This window comes from Polynucleobacter finlandensis, assembly GCF_018881755.1.
Classification (GTDB): Bacteria; Pseudomonadota; Gammaproteobacteria; order Burkholderiales; family Burkholderiaceae; genus Polynucleobacter; species Polynucleobacter finlandensis.
This window is the reverse complement of sequence record NZ_JACVPS010000002.1, coordinates 175,208-199,192: the sequence shown is the minus strand read 5'-3', so window position 1 is coordinate 199,192 and position 23,985 is coordinate 175,208. Positions and strand designations below refer to the sequence as shown.

24 protein-coding genes and 1 other RNA gene are annotated in these 23,985 nt (G+C 47.1%); 10 read left to right on the top strand and 15 right to left on the bottom strand.

Annotated elements, in window-relative coordinates; genetic code table 11:
• Positions 1–7 precede the first annotated feature (7 nt).
• From ICN49_RS01650 to ruvB, 7 genes are all read left to right on the top strand, one after another.
• Positions 8–1,180 carry an FAD-dependent monooxygenase gene (locus ICN49_RS01650; RefSeq protein WP_216164962.1) on the top strand — a complete coding sequence of 391 codons (1,173 nt, stop codon included), beginning with the start codon at positions 8–10 and terminating at the stop codon, positions 1,178–1,180.
• A 139-nt stretch (positions 1,181–1,319) separates the two neighbouring features.
• Positions 1,320–2,336, top strand: a complete 1,017-nt coding sequence (gene dusB, locus ICN49_RS01645; RefSeq protein WP_216164959.1) for a tRNA dihydrouridine synthase DusB — start codon at positions 1,320–1,322, stop codon at positions 2,334–2,336.
• A gap of 23 nt (positions 2,337–2,359) precedes the next feature.
• A complete protein-coding gene (locus tag ICN49_RS01640; protein WP_216164956.1) occupies positions 2,360–2,599 on the top strand; it encodes a helix-turn-helix domain-containing protein in 240 nt (79 codons plus the stop codon).
• Between the two features lie 47 nt (positions 2,600–2,646).
• Positions 2,647–4,227, top strand: a complete 1,581-nt coding sequence (gene purH, locus ICN49_RS01635) for a bifunctional phosphoribosylaminoimidazolecarboxamide formyltransferase/IMP cyclohydrolase (RefSeq protein ID WP_216164954.1) — start codon at positions 2,647–2,649, stop codon at positions 4,225–4,227.
• Positions 4,228–4,259: 32 nt separating this feature from the next.
• Entirely contained in the window at positions 4,260–4,778 is a 519-nt protein-coding gene (gene ruvC / locus ICN49_RS01630) for a crossover junction endodeoxyribonuclease RuvC (RefSeq protein ID WP_216164951.1), read from the top strand.
• A gap of 28 nt (positions 4,779–4,806) precedes the next feature.
• Entirely contained in the window at positions 4,807–5,385 is a 579-nt protein-coding gene (gene ruvA / locus ICN49_RS01625) for a Holliday junction branch migration protein RuvA (RefSeq protein WP_216164948.1), read from the top strand.
• Positions 5,386–5,427: 42 nt separating this feature from the next.
• Positions 5,428–6,504 (top strand): Holliday junction branch migration DNA helicase RuvB, encoded by a 1,077-nt coding sequence (gene ruvB / locus ICN49_RS01620; protein ID WP_216164945.1) that lies wholly within the window; start codon positions 5,428–5,430, stop codon positions 6,502–6,504.
• Positions 6,505–6,509: 5 nt separating this feature from the next.
• On the opposite strand, the gene ICN49_RS01615 is transcribed toward ruvB, so the two are convergent.
• Positions 6,510–7,766 carry a nitronate monooxygenase gene (locus ICN49_RS01615; RefSeq protein ID WP_216164941.1) on the bottom strand — a complete coding sequence of 419 codons (1,257 nt, stop codon included), beginning with the start codon at positions 7,764–7,766 and terminating at the stop codon, positions 6,510–6,512.
• Between the two features lie 138 nt (positions 7,767–7,904).
• Between ICN49_RS01615 and ICN49_RS01610 the strand changes: the two genes are divergently transcribed.
• Positions 7,905–8,378: a hypothetical protein gene (locus ICN49_RS01610; protein ID WP_216164939.1), complete on the top strand. Its 474-nt coding sequence runs from the start codon at positions 7,905–7,907 to the stop codon at positions 8,376–8,378.
• Positions 8,379–8,386: 8 nt separating this feature from the next.
• Here the strand turns inward: ICN49_RS01610 and tyrS are convergent, their stop codons facing one another.
• On the bottom strand, positions 8,387–9,619 hold the full coding sequence (gene tyrS, locus ICN49_RS01605) for a tyrosine--tRNA ligase (RefSeq protein WP_216164936.1): 1,233 nt from the start codon (positions 9,617–9,619) through the stop codon (positions 8,387–8,389).
• A gap of 86 nt (positions 9,620–9,705) precedes the next feature.
• On the opposite strand from tyrS, the gene ICN49_RS01600 reads away from it, so the two are divergent.
• A complete protein-coding gene (locus ICN49_RS01600; RefSeq protein WP_216164933.1) occupies positions 9,706–10,836 on the top strand; it encodes an anhydro-N-acetylmuramic acid kinase in 1,131 nt (376 codons plus the stop codon).
• A gap of 21 nt (positions 10,837–10,857) precedes the next feature.
• On the opposite strand, the gene erpA is transcribed toward ICN49_RS01600, so the two are convergent.
• The 4 genes from erpA to rplM all read right to left on the bottom strand — a co-directional run bounded on the left by erpA (position 10,858) and on the right by rplM (position 13,310).
• Positions 10,858–11,232, bottom strand: coding sequence for an iron-sulfur cluster insertion protein ErpA (erpA, locus tag ICN49_RS01595; protein ID WP_216164931.1), 375 nt, complete (start codon positions 11,230–11,232; stop codon positions 10,858–10,860).
• A gap of 68 nt (positions 11,233–11,300) precedes the next feature.
• Positions 11,301–12,359: an N-acetyl-gamma-glutamyl-phosphate reductase gene (argC, locus tag ICN49_RS01590; RefSeq protein ID WP_216164928.1), complete on the bottom strand. Its 1,059-nt coding sequence runs from the start codon at positions 12,357–12,359 to the stop codon at positions 11,301–11,303.
• Positions 12,360–12,470: 111 nt separating this feature from the next.
• The gene (rpsI, locus tag ICN49_RS01585; RefSeq protein ID WP_072582726.1) at positions 12,471–12,872 is read right to left on the bottom strand and encodes a 30S ribosomal protein S9; all 402 of its coding nucleotides are present in this window, start codon (positions 12,870–12,872) and stop codon (positions 12,471–12,473) included.
• Between the two features lie 9 nt (positions 12,873–12,881).
• The gene (rplM, locus tag ICN49_RS01580; RefSeq protein WP_216164925.1) at positions 12,882–13,310 is read right to left on the bottom strand and encodes a 50S ribosomal protein L13; all 429 of its coding nucleotides are present in this window, start codon (positions 13,308–13,310) and stop codon (positions 12,882–12,884) included.
• 405 nt (positions 13,311–13,715) lie between these two features.
• Between rplM and ICN49_RS01575 the strand changes: the two genes are divergently transcribed.
• Positions 13,716–14,138: an OsmC family protein gene (locus ICN49_RS01575; RefSeq protein WP_216164922.1), complete on the top strand. Its 423-nt coding sequence runs from the start codon at positions 13,716–13,718 to the stop codon at positions 14,136–14,138.
• Here ICN49_RS01575 and rnpB read toward each other — a convergent pair.
• The 9 genes from rnpB to ICN49_RS01530 all read right to left on the bottom strand — a co-directional run bounded on the left by rnpB (position 14,139) and on the right by ICN49_RS01530 (position 23,943).
• Positions 14,139–14,445: RNase P RNA component class A (gene rnpB, locus ICN49_RS01570), an RNA gene on the bottom strand.
• A 58-nt stretch (positions 14,446–14,503) separates the two neighbouring features.
• Positions 14,504–15,562, bottom strand: a complete 1,059-nt coding sequence (gene pyrC, locus ICN49_RS01565) for a dihydroorotase (RefSeq protein WP_216164919.1) — start codon at positions 15,560–15,562, stop codon at positions 14,504–14,506.
• 2 nt (positions 15,563–15,564) lie between these two features.
• Positions 15,565–16,878: a glycerate kinase type-2 family protein gene (locus ICN49_RS01560; RefSeq protein WP_216164916.1), complete on the bottom strand. Its 1,314-nt coding sequence runs from the start codon at positions 16,876–16,878 to the stop codon at positions 15,565–15,567.
• A 9-nt stretch (positions 16,879–16,887) separates the two neighbouring features.
• Positions 16,888–18,711, bottom strand: a complete 1,824-nt coding sequence (locus ICN49_RS01555; RefSeq protein WP_216164913.1) for an ABCB family ABC transporter ATP-binding protein/permease — start codon at positions 18,709–18,711, stop codon at positions 16,888–16,890.
• Positions 18,712–18,735: 24 nt separating this feature from the next.
• Positions 18,736–19,179, bottom strand: a complete 444-nt coding sequence (gene nudB / locus ICN49_RS01550; protein WP_216164909.1) for a dihydroneopterin triphosphate diphosphatase — start codon at positions 19,177–19,179, stop codon at positions 18,736–18,738.
• A 27-nt stretch (positions 19,180–19,206) separates the two neighbouring features.
• Positions 19,207–21,006 (bottom strand): aspartate--tRNA ligase, encoded by a 1,800-nt coding sequence (gene aspS, locus ICN49_RS01545; RefSeq protein WP_216164906.1) that lies wholly within the window; start codon positions 21,004–21,006, stop codon positions 19,207–19,209.
• A gap of 16 nt (positions 21,007–21,022) precedes the next feature.
• Positions 21,023–21,676 carry a DUF502 domain-containing protein gene (locus tag ICN49_RS01540; protein WP_216164903.1) on the bottom strand — a complete coding sequence of 218 codons (654 nt, stop codon included), beginning with the start codon at positions 21,674–21,676 and terminating at the stop codon, positions 21,023–21,025.
• Positions 21,677–21,741: 65 nt separating this feature from the next.
• Positions 21,742–23,322, bottom strand: a complete 1,581-nt coding sequence (ubiB, locus tag ICN49_RS01535) for a ubiquinone biosynthesis regulatory protein kinase UbiB (RefSeq protein WP_216164900.1) — start codon at positions 23,320–23,322, stop codon at positions 21,742–21,744.
• 3 nt (positions 23,323–23,325) lie between these two features.
• Positions 23,326–23,943, bottom strand: a complete 618-nt coding sequence (locus ICN49_RS01530) for a ubiquinone biosynthesis accessory factor UbiJ (protein ID WP_216164897.1) — start codon at positions 23,941–23,943, stop codon at positions 23,326–23,328.
• Between the last annotated feature and the right edge of the window lie 42 nt (positions 23,944–23,985).

Genomic DNA, 23,985 nt, shown 5'->3' with positions numbered 1-23,985 from the left:
CGCATTCATGACGAGCGCAAGCAAGTACGACATATTGATTCAAGGTGGTGGTCCTGTTGGACTAGCTTGTGCCGCATGGTGCTTGCAAAAATATCCTGAAGCCAAACTCATACTAGTAGATCGCAATCCCCTTGATGATGCAGATCTAGCATCCGCCGACAGCAGAGGTATTGCGCTGTCCCATGGCAGTAAATTACTACTCGACACTATCAAAGCTTGGCCAATGGAGTGTGCTGATATTCATCGTGTACATGTTTCTCAAGCCGGTCGTTTTGGACGAGCCTTAATGACGCGCGAAGAATTAGGCCAAGATGCTCTGGGTCACATCATTCGTTATCGCGATATTCATTTGGCTTTACGCAAAGCCTTAAGAGCGATCCAGAGTGAAGTCAATCAATCTGAGTCCCATTTTTCATGGCTGCATATCGATCAGGATGCTGAGCACCTAGAAATCGAAGCTAAATGTATCGTTCATGCAGAAGGCGGCTTATTCAAAAAGCAGGATTGGGTTGAATCTGGTCGTGATTACGATCAATCCGCTCTAGTTGGTCTAGTTGAAGTAGAAAACGCAACATCCCATCAAGCTTGGGAGCGATTTACATCAGAAGGCCCACTTGCCGTGCTACCAAGTCATTACGGCAGCAACATCCTGAACCTAGTTTGGTGCGGATCCCCTGAATCGTCACAACAACGCTTGAACTTAAGTGACGCTGATTTCCTATTGGCACTACAAAAAGAGTTTGGTTCTCGCATTGGTCGATTCTTAAAAATTCAAGATCGTCGTCTTTACGCGCTTGGACTCAATTACCGCAAAGAAATTACCCAGGGCAATGAAGTATGGATAGGCAATGCTGCACAGACCTTGCATCCCGTTGCCGGCCAAGGACTCAATCTCGGTTTGCGAGATGCCTATCTTTTAGCAGAAACATTGGCAGAGGTCTTCTCAAACCCTGAAGAAGAGCAAGCGCCTCATCACCTCGAGCATGCACTAACAAGATACGCAAAAAGCCGTAAAGCTGACCGCACTACTACCATCGGCTTAACTGACTTTATGGCCAGAGTATTCACCTCAAACCTACTTCCTATCGTGATTGGGCGTGGACTAGCTTTAACGGCCCTTCAATGGCTTCCTCCAGTTAAAACGGCCCTAGCTCGACAAATGATGTTTGGGCGCCGCTAGGCCCCTTAAATCAAGGCATTTGATCTCTGCTTTGAACTCTTAATCTGCCTAAAAAATAGGCAAATTAAGCCCTATTTGTGCTAAAGTGTCATGCTTTCCACGCCACTTTGAGATTTCCTCGCGCCCACCCTAGATTCAGATGAAGATTGGCCCTCACCTCCTCGCAAATCGACTCTTTGTCGCCCCTATGGCTGGCGTAACAGACCGTCCATTTCGGCAGTTGTGCAAGAAACTGGGTGCCGGCTATGCTGTATCTGAAATGATCGCCTCCAATGCGTTGCTTTGGAATAGTGAAAAGACCCAGCGTCGCGCCAATCATCAGGGTGAGTTCAAGCCAATCGCAGTACAAATTGCTGGAGCCGATCCAGCAATGATGGCCGCAGCAGCAAAACTCAACGTAGATCACGGCGCACAAATCATTGATATCAACATGGGTTGTCCAGCCAAGAAAGTCTGCAACGTTGCAGCAGGTTCCGCACTCATGCGTGACGAGTCCTTGGTACAACAAATTCTAGAAGCAATAGTGCAAGCCGTAGGAGTTGGGCCTGACGCAGTACCAGTGACTTTAAAAATTCGGACGGGTTGGGATCGAGCTAATAAAAACGCTATTGCCATTGCCAGGCTTGCTGAACAATCGGGGATCTCGATGTTGACGGTTCATGGTCGCACTAAAGCAGATCTCTATCACGGTGAAGCTGAATACGAAACCATTACCGCCGTCAAAAATAGCGTGGCTATTCCAGTGGTTGCCAATGGCGATATCACCACCCCAGAAAAGGCAGCGTTCGTTTTACAGGAAACGGGTGCTGATGCCATCATGATTGGCCGCGCTGCTCAAGGTCGTCCCTGGATTTTTCGTGAGATCAATCACTATCTGGAGACTGGTGCTAAGTTGCCTACTCCCGAGATCGCAGAAATCCAGGAGATCATGAATGAGCACTTGCTTGATCACTATGCCTTCTATGGAGAATATGTTGGCCTGCGTACAGCCCGCAAACATATTGGCTGGTATTGCAAAGGACTTCGTGACTCACATGCGTTCCGCCAAAGAATGAACACTGCAGACGATTGCAAAACCCAATTACAAATGGTGAATGATTTTTTTGATGAGATGAAATCTCATTCCGATCGTTTGCTATTTTTAGAAGCCGCTTAATTTTCAGTACTAGACACAACTACATGAGCAATAAACACCCCATCACTGAATGCATTGAAACGCAACTACAGGGCTACCTTGATGACCTCAAAGGCACGCCACCTTCAGATATTTATCAAATGGTATTAAGCGTCGTCGAAAAACCAATGCTGGAATTAGTCATGCAGCATGCTAAGCAGAACCAATCCTTAGCTGCGCAATACCTCGGCATTAATCGCAATACTTTGCATAAAAAACTCCTTGAGCATCAGCTGATCAAGTAAAGCCAATATTTACCTTATACATTCATTCATCCAACCATCAAGCCCATATGATCCGCACAGCCCTACTCTCCGTCTCCGATAAAAATGGCATCGTGCCCTTTGCTAAAGCACTCCATGAGCAAGGCATCAAACTCATTTCTACCGGCGGTACTGCAAAACTCTTAGCTGAAAATCATTTGCCCGTTGTTGAGGTGTCTTCTTTGACAAAGTTTCCAGAGATGTTAGATGGCCGCGTCAAAACATTGCACCCAATGGTGCATGGTGGCTTATTGGCCCGGAGAGACTTTCCTGAGCACATGGCTGCCCTGAAAGCACATGGCATCGACACTATCGATATGTTGGTTATCAATCTCTACCCTTTTAATGAAACTGTTGCTCGCGAGAACTGCTCATTTGAAGATGCTGTAGAGAATATTGATATTGGTGGTCCAGCAATGCTGCGCGCTGCTGCTAAGAACCATCAAGACGTGACCGTGCTGATCTCGCCTGAAGACTATGCACCAGTCTTGGCTGAGATGAAAGCAAACAAGAACACCGTTTCTTATAAAACCAATCTTAGTCTGGCCAAGAAAGTGTTTGCTCATACCGCTCAATATGACGGCGCCATTGCAAATTACTTATCCTCTTTAGGTGAAGAGCTGGATCACAAAGCGCGCTCTGCCTATCCAGAAACATTGCATCTGGCTTTTGAGAAAGTGCAAGAGATGCGTTATGGTGAGAACCCACATCAATCAGCTGCCTTCTATAAAGATATTCAGCCAATTGCTGGTGCGCTCGCTAACTACAAGCAGCTACAAGGTAAAGAGCTTTCGTATAACAATATTGCCGATGCAGACTCTGCCTGGGAATGCGTTAAAAGCTTTTCTGACAATGCGGGCGGTGCTGCAGCTTGCGTAATTATCAAACATGCCAACCCTTGTGGTGTAGCAGTTGCTACCAATGCTCTTGAGGCCTATCAAAAAGCATTTAAGACCGACCCAAGCTCAGCCTTTGGCGGCATCATTGCCTTCAATGTGCCTTGTGATGGCGCAGCAGCCGAAGCCATCTCCAAGCAATTTGTAGAAGTGCTCATTGCCCCCAGTTTTAGTGATGAGGCAAAAGCGATTTTTGCTGCCAAACAAAATGTTCGTCTACTAGAGATCCCATTAGGCACAGCATTTAATGCTTTTGATTTCAAACGCGTTGGTGGCGGTCTATTAGTTCAATCGCCCGATGCTAAGAATGTGCTTCAAAGCGAAATGCGCGTAGTCAGCCAAAGATTGCCAACCCCAAGCGAAATGAATGACATGATGTTTGCTTGGCGTGTTGCTAAGTTTGTGAAGTCCAATGCGATTGTGTATTGCGCAAACGGCATGACCCTAGGAATCGGTGCAGGTCAAATGAGTCGGGTTGATTCAGCCCGCATGGCTAGCATCAAAGCAGAGAACGCTGGCTTAAGCCTGAAAGGTTCTGCAGTGGCAAGTGATGCCTTCTTCCCATTCCGTGATGGCCTGGATGTTGTAGTAAACGGTGGCGCCAGTTGCGCAATCCAGCCCGGTGGCAGCATGCGTGATGATGAAATCATTGCGGCAGCCAATGAGCATGGCATTGCGATGATCTTTACTGGCACACGTCACTTCCGCCATTAAACAAAAAGTAGATCAAGAGACTCAGATTACTCATGCGCTGGATAGGAATCGACCCAGGTTTACGAACAACTGGTTTTGGCGTGATCGATGTTGACGGCCAAAAGTTGACGTACGTTGCTTCTGGAACGATTGAGAGTGGCGACCCCGCTAAGGGTCTGCCAGAGCGTCTTGGTGCACTCTATGCTGGCGTTAAAGAGGTACTCGAAACCTATCACCCAGAAGCAGCTGCCATCGAAGAGGTTTTCCTTAACGTTAATCCCCGCTCTACCTTAATGCTGGGTCAGGCTAGAGGCGCAGTGATTGCCGCCCTGGTGTCCGACAAGCTATCCGTTGCCGAATACAGCGCGTTACGTGTCAAACAATCCATTGTAGGTACGGGTCGCGCAGCCAAGCCTCAGGTTCAAGAAATGGTCAAACGTTTGTTGAGATTAAATCGTGCCCCAGGAACAGATGCCTCGGATGCTTTAGGGGTTGCCATCTGCGCCGCACATCATGCGCAAATATCGCCAGCGATTACCGCTGCACTTGCGCCTAAGAAACGTAGCAAATAAAAATATCTAAACAGGTTAAGATCTTCATATGATTGGTCGCATTCAAGGCACTCTCGTTTCAATTCACCCGCCGCGCCTCTTGGTTGATTGCCAAGGCGTTGGCTATGAGATTGATGTGCCCATGAGTACCTTGTATCAACTGCCCGAAGTTAATCAAAAAATTACCCTGCTCACCCATTTCCAGGTGCGAGAGGACGCGCAACAACTCTTTGGCTTTGCTACAGAAACTGAGCGCGAAGCCTTCAGACAACTCATTAAGATCAGTGGAGTGGGCTCACGCACTGCATTAGCAGTCCTGTCAGGCATGAGCGTCAACGAACTAGCGCAAGCGATTGCCTTACAAGAAGCAGGACGCCTGACTCAGGTGCCTGGCATCGGCAAGAAAACGGCTGAACGCCTTTGTCTAGAACTCAAAGGTAAGCTTGCGCCAGATTTAGGAATTACTGGCAAGCCCCAAGTCATAGAAGCCAGCAGCGAAATCTTGCAAGCACTCTTGGCTCTGGGCTATTCAGAAAAAGAAGCGCTTTTAGCCCTCAAACAGATTCCTCCCGATAGCACGGTTTCAGATGGTATTCGGATGGGCTTAAAGTATCTTTCCAAGTCTTAATCAGACATACCCCACTAAACCAAACACCACTACACTTGCAGTATGGCGATACATACAGAAGACCTTAGTTCGATTCCTGAAGATTTACCGGAAGGTAATGATCGTATTGTCAGTGGCGCAGCAGGCAATGCTGAGGCCGTTTTTGAAAGAGCCTTGCGCCCCAAGCAGCTTGATGAGTATGTTGGCCAAACTAAAGCTCGCGCCCAATTAGAAATTTTTATTAGCGCCACCAGAGCGCGTCAAGAAGCACTAGATCACGTATTGTTATTCGGGCCTCCAGGGCTTGGCAAAACCACCTTGGCTCACATCATCGCTCGTGAACTCGGTGTCAATCTACGCCAAACGAGTGGCCCTGTATTGGATAGGCCGGGCGATCTTGCCGCCCTACTAACTAATCTAGAGACTAACGACGTTCTGTTCATTGATGAGATTCATCGCCTGTCTCCAGTGGTTGAAGAGATTCTCTACCCAGCGCTTGAGGATTACAGCCTGGACATCATGATTGGCGAAGGTCCTGCTGCGCGTAGCGTCAAGATTGATCTCAAACCATTTACCTTGATTGGTGCCACCACCCGTGCTGGCATGCTCACCAATCCATTGCGTGATCGCTTTGGCATTGTGGCAAGACTCGAGTTCTACACTACTGAAGAGCTTACCAAGATCATTAATCGCTCCGCCAATCTTCTGAAGGCGGATATTGATCCCGAAGGTTCGGTCGAAATAGCTAAACGCGCACGTGGCACTCCGCGTATCGCCAATCGATTATTGCGTCGCGTGCGTGACTATGCAGAAGTCAAAGGCAATGGCACCATTACCAAGGCTATGGCTGACGCGGCATTAAAAATGCTCGATGTTGATCCAAGCGGTTTTGATGTGATGGATCGAAAACTACTCGAAGCAATCTTGCATAAGTTTGATGGCGGCCCAGTCGGCATTGATAACTTGGCGGCTGCGATTGGTGAAGAACGTGACACCATTGAAGATGTCTTAGAGCCTTATCTGATTCAGCAAGGCTACCTGCAGCGCACCTCGCGCGGGCGAGTGGCAACACGTCAGGCTTATGAACACTTTGGCTTAACGCCACCCAGCGGATCAAACAACCCAGATCTACTGAGTTAATACGTCTAGGTGATCAGTGCCTCTGGCAATGCTAGCTTATGGTCAACGCTGTACTGATAATCTTTAAAGATGTGTTCCGCACTTAAGATTTGATAATTACCATCATCCAATCGATGACTTGTGTCCTTAAGTCGGTATGTATAGTGACCGCAAGTCCAGCAATTGAAATTACTCATATGGGTACATAAGCAAGTTTTATCTTTAACGGAAATATTTTTACCATCAGGATGGATTGCAAGCTCCCGGTTGAAGGCGGTAATGTAGGCACAGTTACCAGCCCCATCCAACAAATATCCATAGGATTCACAGCCTGGTCGTATACCCGAACCAATTGCTGGTGAACTTTTCAACATACGCATTGGGTAGCCGGTTGGCGAAACATTATTCACTTCAATGTCTTGCTCACTTGCTTTGAAGTATTCCTGCTTCACTTTGTATGGCAAGCCGCATTCCTCGGACACTGTGAAACGTGTGGCGACTTGAACTGCTGCAGAACCATTCTCCAAGAAGGAAACTGCATCACTTCCAGTAAAAATGCCGCCGGCAGCAATAATCGGAATATCCAATTGCTCGGCTTTGAGGTAGGCAACTACTTCAGCAACAATCGTTGCTAAGTCGTATTGCGCCCAATCATCTCCAAAGCCGAGGTGGCCTCCAGCTAAGGGGCCTTCGATCACAATGTAATCCGGGAAGCGGTTGAGTCTGGCGTTTTTGCGTAAGAAAATTTGCAAAGCGCGCACCGACGATACGATGATCCCTAACTTAGCATCCCGAAATCTTGGGTGATCTTCTATTAGGGCAAAAGAACCTAAATGCAAACCTGCACTCAATGTAATGCCGTCGACACCAGCATCGAGTGCTGAAGTCATGCGCACACGCAAAGTTTCACGAGGGCCATTCATCGTCAACTTTTCCATGCAGTTAACGAAGATCAATCCTTCGCCACGCTTTGCTTCCATGGTTGCGCCAACGTGGTTTTTTGTTGCTTCTGCTAGTAATCCAAGGTCAAACTGAACAACGGATTTATCAGAATTTAAAATATTGTATTTATAAAACTTGGTTTTATCTTTGACGTATGTGGTGTCAAAGCGTTTATCGGATACATCAGGAACCATGGCATCAGAAATATGTCCTACGCCTCCTAATCTTGCCGCCTCTAAAGCCAATTCCGCAGTCGATATATCAACGCCCATGCCGCCCACCATGATGGGTACCAGCTCTTTTTTGCCAAACTTCAAGCGAAAATCATCAACGCGTTTCATTAATACCTTTTTGAACTAAATAATCCTATTTCTTACATAGGATCTATATAGAATACATCTATTAGCCCTGTTAATAGAGCCAATTCTGAAAAGTGCTTATTGCACGGGTACTTAGGGCCAGAGGGTAATGAAATACCTATGAATAATTTAACCATTGCACGTGCAATTCACATCCTGAGCATAGTCATCTGGATTGGGGGCGTAGCCTTTGTCACTGCCGTCCTCATACCCACAATTCGGCGTTTTGCTCATGAAAAGCAGCAACTATCGATATTTCATGTGATTGAAAACCGCTTTGCTTTCATTGCTAGATTTGCTGTTGTATTGGCTGGTCTCAGCGGCCTTTATATGGTCTACGCATTAAATACCTGGGATCGATTTACGCAAATTCAGTATTTCTGGATGCACGCCATGGTTTTACTCTGGCTGATGTTTGCCTTTGCACTTTTTATCATTGAGCCGTTTTTGTTTAAAAATCATGGGCGCATTGTTAAAGACCATGGATCCATCATGAATCTTCGCAAAACCGCAATCGTTCATTGGATTATCTTTATCCTCAGTCTTGCCACCATCTTTGTTTCAGTCTTAGGAGCCCATGGCTTCCTGTACTAAAAGTGTGACTAAGTCAGATTTACCTTAGCAAAGCGGCGCTTACCCACTTGCACTACGTAAGTGCCAGCTTCAACCTTGACTTGTTTGTCCGCAATCGTGACGCCATCAATCTTCACACCATTTTGTTCAATGTTGCGATTGGCTTCTGATGTTGATGGTGTAAGACCGGCAGCCTTAAGGAAGTTTGCAATGCCCATTGGAGCACCAGATAAATTCACTTCAGGAATATCGTCAGGAATACCGCCTTTGGCACGGTGATTAAAGTCTTCTAAGGCTTTCTCCGCAGCAGCTTGAGAATGGAAACGAGCAATGATTTCTTGGGCGAGCAATACTTTGCAGTCACGCGGATTACGGCCGGCAGCGACTTCTTGCTTCATGAGATCAATCTCTGCCATTGGGCGGAATGACAGCAATGTGAAGTAATCCCACATTAAGTCATCAGAGATACTCATGAGCTTGCCAAACATCTCACTAGCAGGCTCGCTGATGCCAATGTAATTGCCTTTGGACTTACTCATCTTCTCAACGCCATCCAAGCCAACCAAAAGTGGCATCGTCAGAATACATTGAGGCTCTTGGCCATATTCACGTTGAAGCTCACGCCCAACTAAGAGATTAAATTTTTGATCGGTACCGCCAAGCTCCAAATCACTCTTCAGGGCAACTGAGTCATAGCCCTGCATCAAGGGATATAAAAACTCATGAATCGAAATCGGTACACCACTGCGATAACGCTTCGTAAAATCATCGCGCTCTAACATTCGAGCAACCGTATGTTTTGCAGCCAACTGAATCATGCCGCGCGCACCTAGCGGATCACACCACTCGCTGTTGTAACGCACTTCGGTTTTTGCAGGATCCAGCACCATGCTCGCTTGACGATAGTAAGTTTCTGCATTGACGGCAATCTCTTCTGCGGTCAATGGAGGACGAGTGGCATTGCGACCGGATGGATCGCCAATCATGCTGGTGAAATCACCGATCAAGAAAATAACGGTATGCCCTAAATCTTGTAACTGACGCAATTTATTGAGAACAACGGTATGGCCCAGATGAATATCTGGCGCCGTAGGATCTAAACCCAACTTAATCCGCAAAGGCGTCTTTGTGGCTTGGCTACGAGCCAACTTCTGGACCCAGTCGGCCTCCACCAACAGCTCATCACAGCCACGCTTGGTGACTTCCAGCGCTGCGAAGACTTCAGGGGTTAAAGGATATTTTTGTTCTGGTTTAGCCGTCATGCTGATTCGGATGCTGATACAGTTATTTAGTATTTAAATTGCTAAAGCATAATTGTCGCATTCCTGAGAGCAAAGCCCATAAGCGCATGAACAAACCGCATTCCCTCTACATTGGCCTGATGTCTGGCACCAGCCTAGATGGGATTGATGCTGTTCTAGCCAAAATTGGCCCAAATGGTGAGGCCGGCGCCCTAGCATCTGTCAGCAAGCCTTTTTCACCTGACTTACGCAAAGCCCTATTTGAGCTCCAAAGTCCAGGGCCAGATGAGCTACATCGCGAGAAGCAGGCTGCGTGTGCACTTGCCCTAGCTTATGCAGATGCAGTGAAGCAATTACTCGAAAAAGCGAAATTACTGCCTGCCGATATCGCTGCTATCGGTGCCCATGGTCAAACCATCCGTCATCAACCCTACCTAGGTGACGACTTAGCCTATACCCACCAAACACTCAATCCTGCCCTCTTGGCTGAAAAGACAGGCATCGACGTCATCGCGGACTTTAGAAGCCGTGATCTCGCTGCTGGTGGTCATGGTGCACCTCTAGTTCCAGCCTTTCATGCGCAACAATTTTCCTCTCATGAAAATGTAGCGATTTTAAATATTGGCGGTATTGCTAATCTCACCTTATTGCCAAGCAAGGGTGAGGTAACTGGTTTTGATTGTGGTCCTGGCAATATGTTGATGGATGCCTGGATTGCTGATCAGCAAGGGCATGCCTTTGATGAAAGTGGTGCTTGGGCATTGCAAGGCAAACTCAATGCAGCGTTGCTTGCCAAAATGTTGTCTGATCCATTCTTTGCAAAAGTACCTCCAAAGAGTACCGGTCGCGATGACTTTCATCTGGATTGGTTGCGTGAAAAAATTTCTGCTGAAAATATCAATGCAGAAGATGTGCAAGCCACTTTGTTACATCTCACCGCCCACTCTTGTTTAGATGCTCTGATATCTCACGCCCCGCAAACCCAGAAGCTGATTGTCTGTGGTGGTGGCGCTAGAAATAATGCCTTGATGAATTTACTAAAGGTGAAGGCGCAAAATATATTCAAGCAGCCTTTGGAAATAGCTACTAGTGAGAGCGCCGGTATTGATCCACAACTCGTTGAGGGGCTAGCCTTTGCATGGCTTGCTTGGGCTCACAAAGAAAAACGGCCGGCAAATCTGCCAGCCGTTACGGGTGCGAAAGGTCCTAGAATTCTAGGTGCTTGTTACCCGGCTTAATTGCACCGCCTAATTTGCTCTTTAAGCTGAAAAAGAAGAGCCACAACCACAAGTGGTCTGAGCATTAGGATTCTTAATCACAAACTGTGAGCCATTAATATCTTCTTTGTAATCAATCTCAGCGCCAACTAAATATTGGAAGCTCATTGAATCTACCAACAAAGTAACACCATTCTTTTCAAACAAAGTGTCATCTTCATTCACGGCGTCATCAAATGTGAAGCCGTATTGAAAGCCTGAACAACCACCACCTTGAACAAATACGCGTAACTTGAGCTCTGGATTGCCTTCTTCAGCAATCAGGTCTGCAACCTTTGCGGCAGCACTATCCGTAAACACCAATGGAACTGGTGGCTCAGCAAGATCTTGTGCGGGCTGTGTGGCTACTTGGGTCATGGTTTACTCCTAAATCAAAAGGCAATATCTTATTTTAGGCTTTTAATACCTAGTTTGCTGAAGGGGCTTTATGGAGAAACGGCAATCTGGGTCAGGCCAGTTGTTTCAGGTAAGCCAAACATCAAGTTCATGCACTGCACACCCTGACCTGAAGCACCCTTCACTAAATTGTCCTCAACCACCAAAATAACCACAGTATCGCCATTGCCTGGCCGATGGATGGCAATTCTGATGCCATTGCTACCCCTAACAGAGCGCGTTTCTGGGTGACTACCTGCTGGCATGACATCAACAAAAGGCTCGTTTTTATAGAAGTTCTCATACAGTTTTTGGTAATCCACAGCCATACCAGCCTCTGTTAAGCGCACATACAAAGTCGAATGAATACCTCTCACCATCGGCGTGAGATGCGGAACAAAGGTCAAACCAATCTGATCATGGCCTGCAATCGCTTTTAAACCTTGTACGATTTCCGGCAAATGACGATGCCCTTTAACGCCATAAGCCTTAAAGTTATCGCTAGATTCAGAATGTAAAGTGCCGATCTCTGCCTTACGTCCAGCACCAGAAGTGCCCGACTTTGAATCAGAAATAATATGGGTGCCATCGATGAGTTGCTTGCCGCCAGTCGACTTAGGCGACAGTAAGGGCGCAAGACCTAATTGCACGGAAGTCGGGTAGCAACCAGCCAAACCAACAACGCGCGCTTTTTTAATTGCCTCACGATTTATTTCTGGCAAACCATAAACTGCTTCAGCCAAAATATCTGGGCAGCTATGCTCCATGCCATACCACTGAGTAAATTCTTTAACATCTTTCAAACGGAAGTCAGCAGCCAAATCCAAAATCTTCACACCTGCAGCCAACAATTCCTTAGCTTGAGCCATGGCAACACCATGCGGCGTGGCAAAGAACACCGCATCACATTCATTTAACTTGGCGTCATCTGGAGTGGAGAACTTCAGATCGATACGGCCACGCAAAGATGGGAACATCTCAGCTACTGGCATGCCAGCTTCTGTGCGAGAAGTAATTGCCTGAATTTTTACCTCTGGGTGTTGCGCCAATAAACGCAACAACTCCACTCCGGTATAACCAGTGCCGCCAACGATGCCAACCTTAATCATGTCATTCTCCAAAATACTGACTTATGAATTGTATTTCTGAATACCTCGATTGTAGAAACAAAAAGGGCCGCTTGCGCGACCCTTTCGAAAAACTTGAGCGACTGAAAGAAATTAGCGCTTGCTGAACTGCTTACGACGACGCGCGCCGTGCAGACCAACCTTTTTACGCTCAACTTCACGAGCATCGCGAGTAACCAAGCCTGCTTTAGACAGGGCTGGCTTCAAAGCGTTGTCGTAGTCGATCAATGCACGTGTAACGCCGTGACGAACTGCACCAGCTTGGCCAGTTTCACCGCCACCAGAAACGTTTACTTTGATATCAAAGGTCGTTAAGTGGGCCGTGAGAGCCAAAGGCTGACGAGCGATCATGCGTGATGTTTCACGAGCAAAATAAGCATCGATAGGCTTACCGTTAACGATAATTTCACCTTTGCCAGATTTAATGAATACGCGCGCAACAGAACTCTTGCGACGACCCGTACCGTAATTCCAATTTCCGTAATTAATAGCCATTTGGGTTCCTTAAATCTCTAACGCTTTTGGCTGTTGAGCCGCATGCGGATGACTGGCGTCGCCGTAGACTTTCAATTTCTTGATCATGGCGTAACCTAGTGGGCCTTTTGGCAACATACCCTTCACAGCCTTCTCCAAAGCGCGACCTGGGAAACGGTCTTGCATCTTGTCGAAGTTGGTCGAGCTAATACCACCTGGGTATCCGCTGTGACGGTAATAAATTTTGTTCAAGCCTTTTGTGCCTGTAACACGCAGCTTAGAAGAGTTGATGACAACAATAAAGTCGCCTGTATCAACGTGTGGCGTGAATTCGGGTTTGTGCTTGCCGCGTAGACGGTGTGCCACTTCACTGGCGACACGACCGAGGACTTTGTCCGTAGCGTCAATCACGAACCATTCATGCACTACCTCATGGGATTTTGCAGAAAAAGTTTTCATGATTTCTCAAATTGTTATAGTCAAAAAAATACTCCAATCAAACTACGTCCACCTTGGCCCTGCTTATATTTGCAAGCTCGCAGATTCTGTAATTTCACCGGTAAAACAATTACCGCTGACTAACCGGTAATTCAGTAAAGCCTTGAATTGTAACCTAAAAAAAACCCAGGAACGAGTCCTGGGTTGGAATCCACCTTTGTTTGGGTGGAGGAGACACTGGGAGGTGAATCAATCTCTTATATAAGACTGACTACCAATATGGGTATTCTACACAAAAATCATGGTGCAATGCAAGAATATTGACCAAAATCAAGATTTTCATGTTGCTATGCAGTAACTTAATCTTCTGTAAATTGGTAAACTATTGAAAACATTGATTAATTTATGAAGTAAGGAATCACTAAGATGGAATGTAAAGTTTCTTGGTTAGGTAGTGGCGGAATGGCCTTTTCAGCAGAAACTGGCAGTGGTCACCTCGTGAATATGGATGGCGCACCAGAAGCTGGCGGCAGAAACCTAGCCCCCAGACCCATGGAACTACTTTTGGCTGGCGCTGGCGGTTGCTCAGCATTTGATGTGGTTTTAATCCTACAAAGAGCCAGACAAGCGGTGAGCGCTTGCGATGTCACTCTTCAGGCTGAACGTGCCACGGAAGATCCCAAAGTCTTCACCAAGATTAATCTGCACTTCCAGGTAAAGGGAAAAGATCTAGACCAGGCCAAAGTGGATCGTGCCGTCAAACTCTCTCACGAGAAGTACTGCTCAGCAACCACCATGCTCGCTAAAACAGCGGAACTGACTTACACCGTAGAAGTCATTTCGGAATAAGTGCAGAGTCAATCGATAAGCCGGATTCTGTCGCCTAGATTTGCATCTAGGGGCAATCATTCCTCTAGGCCGGCAGTTACCTGACGGCTCAAGCTCCCTACCCGCAGACTCAGCGGGACGCCTCATCGCCTGCTTACTTGGGATTGCTCCGGGTGGAGGTTACCGCGTTTCACCGTAACTAAATACGCTCGTCTCTGTGGCCCTATTCCTCACGTCGCCGTGGATGGCCGTTAGCCATCACCCTTCCCTATGGAGTCCGGACTTTCCTCCCCCTCAATAAAGAGGCGGCGATTGCCCAATTGACTCTGCGCCTGCAGTCTAACGCAGTCAGAGCAAATTGGCTTGTAAAAACAGTAGGGGTGAGATTAAACCAGCGACCAGGCGATGGTTTCGCCTGCGCGGAGCGGAACAATTGTGGCATCACCTAAAGGTAGCTCATTTGGAATACTTTGAGCCTGCTTCACTAAGGTAATTTTTTTGGTGTTGCGCGGCAAAGCATAAAAATCAGGACCAAAGAAACTCGCAAAGCCTTCTAACTTATCTAACTTGCCAACACTCTCAAATGCTTCAGCATACAAACCTAAAGCATTAAATGCACTGTAGCAACCAGCGCACCCACAGGCTGTTTCTTTAGCGCCTTTGGCATGAGGTGCGCTATCAGTACCCAAGAAAAAACGAGAGCTGCCACTAGTAGCAGCTTCTAGTAGTGCAATGCGATGCTCTTCACGTTTGAGAACTGGCAAGCAATAGTTGTGCGGACGAATGCCGCCAGCAAAAATTGCATTGCGATTCATTAATAAGTGCTGGGGCGTAATAGTTGCGCCGATGGTATTTTTTCCAGCAGTGGCGGCATCTCGCACATAGTGTGCAGCCTGTAAAGTAGTGATGTGCTCAAACACAATCTTGAGTTCAGGGAAGTTTTTACGCAAAGGTTCGAGAACCTGATCAATAAATACCGCCTCACGATCAAAGATATCGATTTCAGAACTGGTCACTTCGCCATGCACTAGCAGCGGCATACCCACAGCCTGCATTGCCTCTAGGGCAGCATGGCAATGTTTCAGATCACTCACGCCAGCATCGCTGTTGGTTGTAGCGCCTGCAGGATAGAGTTTGAATGCTGCGATCCCCTCGGCTTTAGCTTTACGTACTTCATCTGCAGACGTATTGTCGGTGAGATACAAAGTCATTAAAGGTGTGAAACTATTCATCCCCAATGCTTTCAATTGCCCCTCAATGCGAGCGCGATAAGCATTTGCTAAATCTACCGTTGTAACGGGTGGCTTCAAGTTCGGCATGATGATGGCCCGGGCAAACTGACGCGCCGTATCCGCCAACACATCTTTCATGACTTCGCCATCACGAATATGCAAATGCCAGTCATCTGGCTGGATCAGTTCAATTTGAGTTGGGTTCGTTGCCATAGTTATTCAGTATCAATCAGGATGATGCGGAAATCATTCACATTAGTCAGTGTAGGGCCAGTTTCCACTAAAGCATCCAATTGTGCAAAAAATCCATAACAATCATGTGCTGCCAAGTATGGCGCCGGCAATAAGCCTTGGTCTTTGCTTGCCTGTCGAAGTTCAGGCGTAAACCAAGCACCTGCATTCTTCTCGCTACCATCAATACCATCAGTATCTGCGGCCAAAGCAGAGATATTTGACAGGCCATCGGTCGCAGAAAATAGCGAAAGTAAAAATTCACTACAGCGCCCACCGCGCCCTTTTATACCAACCGGCAAGGTGACAGTACACTCCCCGCCAGAAATCAATGCCACTGACTTGCCTAGACGCTGTCGTGCAATGACAGCTTGCTCAATGGCAACCTCTTGAGCCTCGCCAGTAATCGTGTCGCCTAAGACGATTGGTTCGTAGCCTTGCGTGCGAACATAATCAGCCGCCGCTTCCAAACTTTTATAAGCAGTGGCAATCACATGGTTCTTGACTTGGGCATCTTGTAAATCAACTTCCTTCAAGGTCTCAGGAATTTCGCCAGAATGCCCTTTGTTCAAGTGATTCAAAACCGATGCTGGAATCGTTTCTTCATTCAAATAATATTTGGCCAAAATGTTAAGCGCATCTTGATAAGTTGAATAGTCTGGCGCACATGGGCCACTAGCAATATCTGCCGGCAAGTCACCTGTGACATCAGAGATTAACAAGGCCTCTACCCGAGCACCTCTGGCAATGGCAAGTCTAGCCAAATTTCCACCAAGAATGGCAGATAAGTGTTTGCGAACAACATTCATCTCTTCAATAGGAGCACCACTACGCAATAAAGCCTCCGTCGTTTTACGCATGTCTTCTATGCTGATGCCATTCTGGGGTAAGGTCAAAAGACTAGATCCTCCACCAGAGACTAAAGCGATTAAAACGTCGCCCATACCCAAGCGATTGACCGAATCAAAGATTGCTTTTGCACCATCCATGCCCGCCTGGTCTGGCACAGGGTGGCCAGCTTCAATGATCTGAAGATGTTTTGTTGGCGAGCTATGCCCATAGCGAGTGAGAACCGTGCCTTCCAGTTTTGCATCTGGCCAGTTGAGCAGGGCATGGCGTTCTAAAGCACTAGCCATAGAGGCACTTGCCTTACCAGCCCCCACTACCAAACACATTCCCTTGGGCTCTTGTCCTTTAGGAAAAATCCGAGCTAAATATTCTGGGACGATGATTTGAGGATCGGCTACTGCTACTGCTGTAGCAAAGGCTTTTTTCAAAATCGTCTCTTGCTTATTCATATTGCTATTCTAATCAAGCGCTGCACGCTCTTGCATATGCCACATATCAGCATAGCGGCCATTTGCAGCAAGTAGCTCATGATGAGTGCCACGCTCCACTATTTGCCCATGCTCCATGACCAAAATTTGGTCTGCATGGATGATGGTGGAGAGTCGATGGGCAATGATGAGAGTGGTTCGATTCTTAGCCAAGCTGAGCAGCTCTTCTTGGAATGCGCGTTCCGTCTTAGAATCCAAAGCAGAGGTGGCCTCATCAAAAATCAACATCGCTGGTTTTTTTAGCAAAGTACGGGCAATTGCAACGCGCTGCTTTTCACCACCCGATAATTTAAGGCCGCGCTCACCAACCTGAGTTTCATAGCCATCAGGCAAATGTTTAATAAAGCTATCAATTTGAGCCGCCCTCGCAGCCTCGTACACTTCCGCAATCGAAGCCTTTGGATTGCCATAAGCAATGTTGTAACCAATGGTGTCGTTAAAGAGCACCGTATCCTGGGGAACAATGCCAATCGCCTTTCTGAGGCTGGCTTGCTGCACATCCAAGATATTCTGACCGTCAATCAAGATCTTTCCAGACTGAATATCGTAGAAGCGAAATAACAATCTTGCCAAAGTGCTTTTGCCAGCACCGCTTTGTCCAACAACCGCAGTGATGGTGCCAGCTGGAATGTTAAAACTCACATCGTGCAAGATCTCACGCTTTGCCTCGTAATGAAAAGAAACATTCTCAAAGCGAACATCTGGGCCATGTGAATAGTTACGAATATGCAATGGCTTTGCATGGGGTGTATCGGCAATCTCTTTTTCGGTATTGAGTAAAGCGAACATCCGGTCCATATCAGTTAAGGACTGTTTAATCTCCCGATACATCACGCCCAAGAAGTTCAGCGGGATGTAGAGTTGAATCATCAAGGTGTTGACCAGCACAAAGTCGCCTAAAGTCATACTGCCATCGATAACACCAAGAGTGGCCAGCCATAAGATCAGCACTAGGCCAACCGCAATAATAATCTGCTGCCCCAGATTTAAAACTGCTAAAGACTTTTGCGACTTCACGGCGGCTACTTGATAGCGCGCCAAATTTTCATCGTAGCGGCCAGCTTCGAAAGATTCATTACCAAAATACTTGACTGTTTCAAAGTTGAGCAAGGAATCAATGGCTTTTTGATTCGCCTTGGAATCCATATCATTCATGGTGCGGCGGAAGTGGGTGCGCCACTCGGTCACGATGACAGTAAAGGCAATATATAAAACCAAGGCCACTAAAGTAATCGCAGCAAACCAAATATCGTATGAATAAGCAAAGTAGCCCAGTACCAAGCAGAACTCAATCAGGGTCGGCAAAATGCTATAGAGCGAATAGGCAATTAGTGACTGAATACCGCGTGTACCACGCTCAATATCCCGACTCACGCCCCCTGTCTGACGGGCCAAATGAAAACTCAAAGCCAATGAGTGCAAATGCTCAAACACTTGGAGTGCCACTTTACGCACAGCATTTTGGGTCACGCGGGCAAACAGTGATTCACGTAACTCAGTAAAAAGTGAGGCAGAGATGCGCAGTGCTCCATAGGCGAGCAACAAACCCACCGGTACTACTAATAATATTTCTGGGGAATTTGATTTGATATTGAGCGCATCAATCAGGCGCTTCATCAAAATCGGGATACCAAGATTGGTCACCTTAGCAAGTACTAGGCAACTAAGAGCGATAGCTACTCTAAATTTATATTCCCACAAATAGGGCAATAAGTCACGAATGACCCGCCAATCGCCACGTTGAAATGTTTTTACTTCAGCGCCAGCATGATGGCGCCCAGATGAATGTCTCATACTGCTATCTTAGTGACTTCTTCACTAGCGCGCTGAAAACAATTGGAGTATTGCCTCACCATTACTGGGCGAGAAACACTTTTTGATAGCATCGCAATAAGGTAGCCACTGATAGGCAACATGCTCTCTCGGGGCAAGAACAACTTCAATGTTGTCCGGCACTTCCAAGGAGAACCAATGCTCAGTATTTCTGACGACTCCTGGCGCGTAGCGATGTTGCCAGGCAGGATAGATTTCGTATTCGATCTGGTAATGCATGTCTTGCAATGCATCTGGTGGCAAGAGGTAGACATCAATACCGGTCTCTTCTAATACCTCGCGAGCCGCAGCTAAAGGCAAATCTTCATCAGGGAAATCTAGGCTACCCGTAACGGACTGCCAGAAATGAGCGCGATCCGCCCGCTCAATCAATAAGACATCCCCATTCGATTTGTAGATCACTACTAAAACCGAAATAGGGATTTTCAAGATACTGGCGTTACTGACCTAAGTGAATTAAGCGGCAGGAGTTGCCTGGCGCAAACGAATATGCAACTCACGCAACTGACGCTCATCCACTGGGCTAGGAGCTTGCGTCAATAAGCACTGTGCACGCTGTGTTTTAGGGAATGCAATCACATCACGAATCGATTCAGCACCAGTCATCATCGTGACAATCCGGTCTAGACCAAACGCAATGCCGCCATGTGGAGGGGCGCCATATTGCAAGGCATCCAACAAGAAACCAAATTTAGCTTGCGCTTCTTCTGCGCCAATCTTCAAAGCACGGAATACTTGGCTCTGCACTGCCTCTTGGTGAATACGCACCGAACCACCACCAATTTCGCTGCCGTTGAGAACCATGTCATAGGCCTTAGCCAAGCACTTGCCTGGATCAGACTCGAGATACTTCATGTGTTCGTCTTTGGGGCTGGTGAACGGATGATGACAAGCAACCCAGCGAGCATCGCCTTCGTCATAGTCAAACATCGGGAAATCAACTACCCACAATGGCTTCCAGCCCTCAGTAAAGAGACCATGCTCTTTACCCCAAGCGGAATGGCCAATGCGTAAGCGCAAATTGCCCATAGCATCGTTTGCAACTTTTTCTTTATCGGCACCGAAGAAAATAATATCGCCATCTTTAGCACCGGTGCGCTTCAAGATGCCTTCGATCGCAGCATCATGCAAGTTCTTCACGATTGGGGATTGCAAACCATTACGCCCTTCAGCAACAGAGTTCACCTTAATCCATGCCAAACCTTTGGCGCCATAAATCGCCACAAATTGCGTGTAATCATCGATTTCGCTACGACTAATTCCTGCGCCGCCAGGTACACATAAACCAACTACCCGTCCGCCGTCTTGATTAGCTGCGCCTGAGAACACCTTGAAATCAACGTCTTTCATCAGATCAGTCAATTCAGTGAACTCAAAGTTCACACGCAGATCAGGCTTATCAGAACCAAAGCGTGCCATACCTTCAGAGTAAGGCATGGTTGGGAATGGATTTGGCAACTCAACATTCATGGTGACCTTGAAAATATGACGAATCATGTTTTCAAATAAATCACGAATCTCAACTTCGCTCAAGAAGGCTGTTTCACAGTCGATCTGAGTAAATTCAGGTTGACGATCTGCGCGCAAGTCTTCGTCGCGGAAGCACTTTGTAATTTGGTAGTAGCGATCAAATCCAGCGACCATTAACAATTGCTTAAACAGTTGTGGAGATTGTGGCAAGGCAAAGAAGTGGCCATCATGCACGCGTGAAGGAACCAAATAGTCTCGCGCACCTTCAGGCGTGCTCTTGGTAAGCATCGGCGTTTCAATATCAATAAAGCCAGCAGTGTCCAAATAGCGACGGCACTCCATGGCCACGTTATAACGCAAACGTAAGTTCTTTTGCATCTGTGGACGACGCAAATCCAAAACGCGATGAGTTAAGCGTGTGGTCTCAGATAAATTCTCATCATCCAATTGGAATGGAGGTGTAATTGAGGCATTCAAGATTGTGAGACTATGACAAAGCACTTCAACCTTGCCGCTCACTAAATCAACGTTCTCAGTACCTGCTGGACGAGCACGCACCAGACCTTTGATCTGGATACAGAATTCATTACGCACTTCCTCAGCCAGAGCAAACATCTCAGGACGATCTGGATCGCAGACTACCTGCACAAAGCCTTGGTGATCGCGCAAGTCAATAAAGATCACGCCACCATGGTCACGACGACGGTTAACCCACCCAGAGAGAGTGACTTCTTGTCCGATTAGTGAATCGGTTACCTGACCGCAGGTATGGCTTCGCATCGACATAACAATTTCCTATAAATCAAAAATGATTTGGTGACTGAATAGCATTCAGACCAGTTGGGCTATTGGGAGGAACAGATCCCATAGAAACAATATGTTTGAGCGCTTCTTCCACGCTCATATCTAATTCAATCGTTTGCGCACGCGGCACGATCATAAAAAAACCAGAAGTCGGATTTGGGGTCGTTGGCAAAAAGACGTTGACATAATCTTCGCCCAATTTCGCCGTAACCTCTTTCGCCGGCACTCCCGTCTGAAATGCTATGACCCAAGAGTCCGCATGTGGGTAGCGAATCAGAAGCGCTTTACTAAAGGCCTGACCACTTCCTGAAAATAAAGTGGATGACACTTGTTGCACGCTGGAATAAATAGAACGCACCACTGGGATGCGATTCATCAAGCTATCCCAAACCTTCATCCACCACTGACCTGCAAAGCTAATAGCAATCAAGCCAGTCAACATAATGACCGCAACCACTATCGCAATCCCAACAGCTGGCAAGTCGCGGAAATGCTGGAGATCTGAAGCAAACTCTCGTGGGAAGACCGCAATAATGGCGTGCATCACCGACCCAAAAACCCCGTCGAGCAGATCCAAGCCCCAAGTAATCACCCAAATAGTGACGGCCATGGGGGCCCATACGAGAATGCCTGCGATAAAGTATTTTTTCATGTGCTTAGTGCTTGCGCTTTGCCTAACCCGCTATTTTAGCGGGTTAGAAGCCATTCGGCGAGAGACTAATAAATACCTAAGCCGATTATCAAAATTCCAGCCAAAAACCCGCCAGCAAAGAGCAATGCGCCCATGATTAAGCGGTGAGTCCGTCTTTCCTGCTGCAAAAGGGCTTTTAAAACCTCTAATTCCCCGTTTTGCTCTTTTTTCTGCCCCTGCGCCAAGCTTTCCGCAATCAAGCGAGGCAAGGTTGGCAAGATCTTGGCCCATGCAGGCGCCTCAGACTTTAGGCCGTCTAACAAGCCACGCCAACCTAATTGCTGACTAATCCACTTCTCCAAAATCGGTTTGGCTGTTTTCCACAGATCCAAATCGGGGTCCAATTGACGGGCAAGCCCCTCAACGTTCAAGAGTGTTTTTTGTAGCAAAGTAAGTTGTGGCTGAATTTCTACCTTAAAACGGCGCGAGGTTTGGAACAAACGCATCAACACGATACCTAGCGAAATCTCTTTTAAAGGACGATCGAAGTAAGGCTCACATACAGAACGCACCGCGCCCTCCAACTCTTCAACACGCGTATTGGCGGGAACCCAACCAGACTCAATATGCAACTCAGCCACTCGGCGGTAATCCCGATTAAAGAACGCTAGGAAGTTGAGTGCCAAGTAGTTTTTGTCAGACTCGCTCAAGGCGCCAACGATTCCAAAATCTAAAGAGATAAATCTGCCGAACGTTTCCGGCTCCAAGCTGATCATGATATTTCCTGGGTGCATATCGGCATGGAAAAAACCATATTCAAACACTTGTGTAAAAAATATTTCTACGCCATCTGCAGCCAACTTTTTGAAGTCAACGCCCGCCGCACGTAATTCTTCAGAACGTCCAATGGAGATTCCCTCCATACGCTCCATCACAATGACATTGGTATGACATAGATCCCAATACATTTCGGGGATCATGAGCTTTTTAGAATCCTTGAAATAGCGGCGCAATTGGCTTGCATTGGCTGCTTCACGCATGAGGTCTAACTCATCATGTAAATAGGTATCGAATTCCGCTACGTTCTCACGAGGCTTTAAACGACGGCCATCTTCAGATGTTCTCTCAATAATTTTTGCCAAGTCATACATCAAAGCAATGTCGCCTTCAATCACCGGCAAGATACCGGGGCGCAAAACTTTAATGGCTACCGCTCGATGATGCCACTCTGGATGTTTCTCTGTTGAACGCAAAATCCCAAAGTGCACCTGGGCTACGGAGGCGCTAGCTACAGGGCTGGCATCGAAGCTCACAAATATTTCTTCAATTGGCTGACCAAGCGCTTCTTCAATCAAGCGGCGCGATTCTTCATTCGAAAATGGTGGGACCTGATCCTGCAATTTTGCAAGCTCATCAGAAATATCTTCCGGCAATAAATCACGGCGAGTCGACAGTACCTGTCCAAACTTTACAAAAATGGGGCCAAGCGCTTCTAGGGTAAGGCGGATACGCGCGCCTCTAGGTAAATCAGAACTAGGTGAAGTCCAGCACAGAACAGAAAGCAAGCTACGGCGAATTCCAGGCTTTAAGTTATCGCGCAATAAAGGCAAGAGGCCATAGCGCCATGCCGTAAAGAAAATAAAACAAAGACGGGCAAGTCGACGCACGATTTATTGAACCTTCTGCACTAGTATTTGAATCCGCTTTTCCATGCGATCAACCGCATCACGCAATTCGTTTAATTCATTCTTATGAGCCATAAAATCCCGCTGATTGAGCAAGACTTTTCTTTCTTCGCTGACATACTCCACAACATTACTTAATAGATCGCTTGCAGCAGACTTACTCGCAGACACAAATTTCTTACCCTGTCGCACTGCGAAATTTGCAGGGGCGTCTCCCACTAGCCGCGCTAAATCTTCTTCGTATTCCCATCGGACTTGACCAACAAGACGTCCTAACAATTGTGCTAAATCAGCATCGCCCGTAATCTTGACTGCCTTGAAAGCCTGCTCTCGTAATGAGCCCGTGCTACCCGTAAGTTCGCTAAGCGCCCTAGCTGATACTTCTAAAACTAAGCTGCTTGTATCGGAAGCCTCCGATACAGCCAACAAGCCAGCAGGTGTGATTTCAAAACACAGGTCGCCTACAGGCAACTTTAAAAGAATTGTTTTGCCAGCATGGCGTGCTAACTCACCAGTGGCCCATGGTTCACTCGATAAGACATGGTTAATACCCCGGCAGGCGGCGCCAGCTGCAATTGTGTGGGTTGAAGAAACTGCATTCATGAGTGTAAAAAACCCGCACTAGTGCGGGTTTCCAATGGAAAG

Bases quoted from the DNA above. Each gene is read 5' to 3' on its own strand.
- ICN49_RS01650 (WP_216164962.1), top strand. From the start codon at position 8: ATGACGAGCGCAAGCAAGTACGACATATTGATTCAAGGTGGTGGTCCT.
- dusB (WP_216164959.1), top strand. From the start codon at position 1,320: ATGAAGATTGGCCCTCACCTCCTCGCAAATCGACTCTTTGTCGCCCCT.
- ICN49_RS01640 (WP_216164956.1), top strand. From the start codon at position 2,360: ATGAGCAATAAACACCCCATCACTGAATGCATTGAAACGCAACTACAG.
- purH (WP_216164954.1), top strand. From the start codon at position 2,647: ATGATCCGCACAGCCCTACTCTCCGTCTCCGATAAAAATGGCATCGTG.
- ruvC (WP_216164951.1), top strand. From the start codon at position 4,260: ATGCGCTGGATAGGAATCGACCCAGGTTTACGAACAACTGGTTTTGGC.
- ruvA (WP_216164948.1), top strand. From the start codon at position 4,807: ATGATTGGTCGCATTCAAGGCACTCTCGTTTCAATTCACCCGCCGCGC.
- ruvB (WP_216164945.1), top strand. From the start codon at position 5,428: ATGGCGATACATACAGAAGACCTTAGTTCGATTCCTGAAGATTTACCG.
- ICN49_RS01615 (WP_216164941.1), bottom strand. From the start codon at position 7,766: ATGAAACGCGTTGATGATTTTCGCTTGAAGTTTGGCAAAAAAGAGCTG.
- ICN49_RS01610 (WP_216164939.1), top strand. From the start codon at position 7,905: ATGAATAATTTAACCATTGCACGTGCAATTCACATCCTGAGCATAGTC.
- tyrS (WP_216164936.1), bottom strand. From the start codon at position 9,619: ATGACGGCTAAACCAGAACAAAAATATCCTTTAACCCCTGAAGTCTTC.
- ICN49_RS01600 (WP_216164933.1), top strand. From the start codon at position 9,706: ATGAACAAACCGCATTCCCTCTACATTGGCCTGATGTCTGGCACCAGC.
- erpA (WP_216164931.1), bottom strand. From the start codon at position 11,232: ATGACCCAAGTAGCCACACAGCCCGCACAAGATCTTGCTGAGCCACCA.
- argC (WP_216164928.1), bottom strand. From the start codon at position 12,359: ATGATTAAGGTTGGCATCGTTGGCGGCACTGGTTATACCGGAGTGGAG.
- rpsI (WP_072582726.1), bottom strand. From the start codon at position 12,872: ATGGCTATTAATTACGGAAATTGGAATTACGGTACGGGTCGTCGCAAG.
- rplM (WP_216164925.1), bottom strand. From the start codon at position 13,310: ATGAAAACTTTTTCTGCAAAATCCCATGAGGTAGTGCATGAATGGTTC.
- ICN49_RS01575 (WP_216164922.1), top strand. From the start codon at position 13,716: ATGGAATGTAAAGTTTCTTGGTTAGGTAGTGGCGGAATGGCCTTTTCA.
- pyrC (WP_216164919.1), bottom strand. From the start codon at position 15,562: ATGGCAACGAACCCAACTCAAATTGAACTGATCCAGCCAGATGACTGG.
- ICN49_RS01560 (WP_216164916.1), bottom strand. From the start codon at position 16,878: ATGAATAAGCAAGAGACGATTTTGAAAAAAGCCTTTGCTACAGCAGTA.
- ICN49_RS01555 (WP_216164913.1), bottom strand. From the start codon at position 18,711: ATGAGACATTCATCTGGGCGCCATCATGCTGGCGCTGAAGTAAAAACA.
- aspS (WP_216164906.1), bottom strand. From the start codon at position 21,006: ATGTCGATGCGAAGCCATACCTGCGGTCAGGTAACCGATTCACTAATC.
- ICN49_RS01540 (WP_216164903.1), bottom strand. From the start codon at position 21,676: ATGAAAAAATACTTTATCGCAGGCATTCTCGTATGGGCCCCCATGGCC.
- ICN49_RS01530 (WP_216164897.1), bottom strand. From the start codon at position 23,943: ATGAATGCAGTTTCTTCAACCCACACAATTGCAGCTGGCGCCGCCTGC.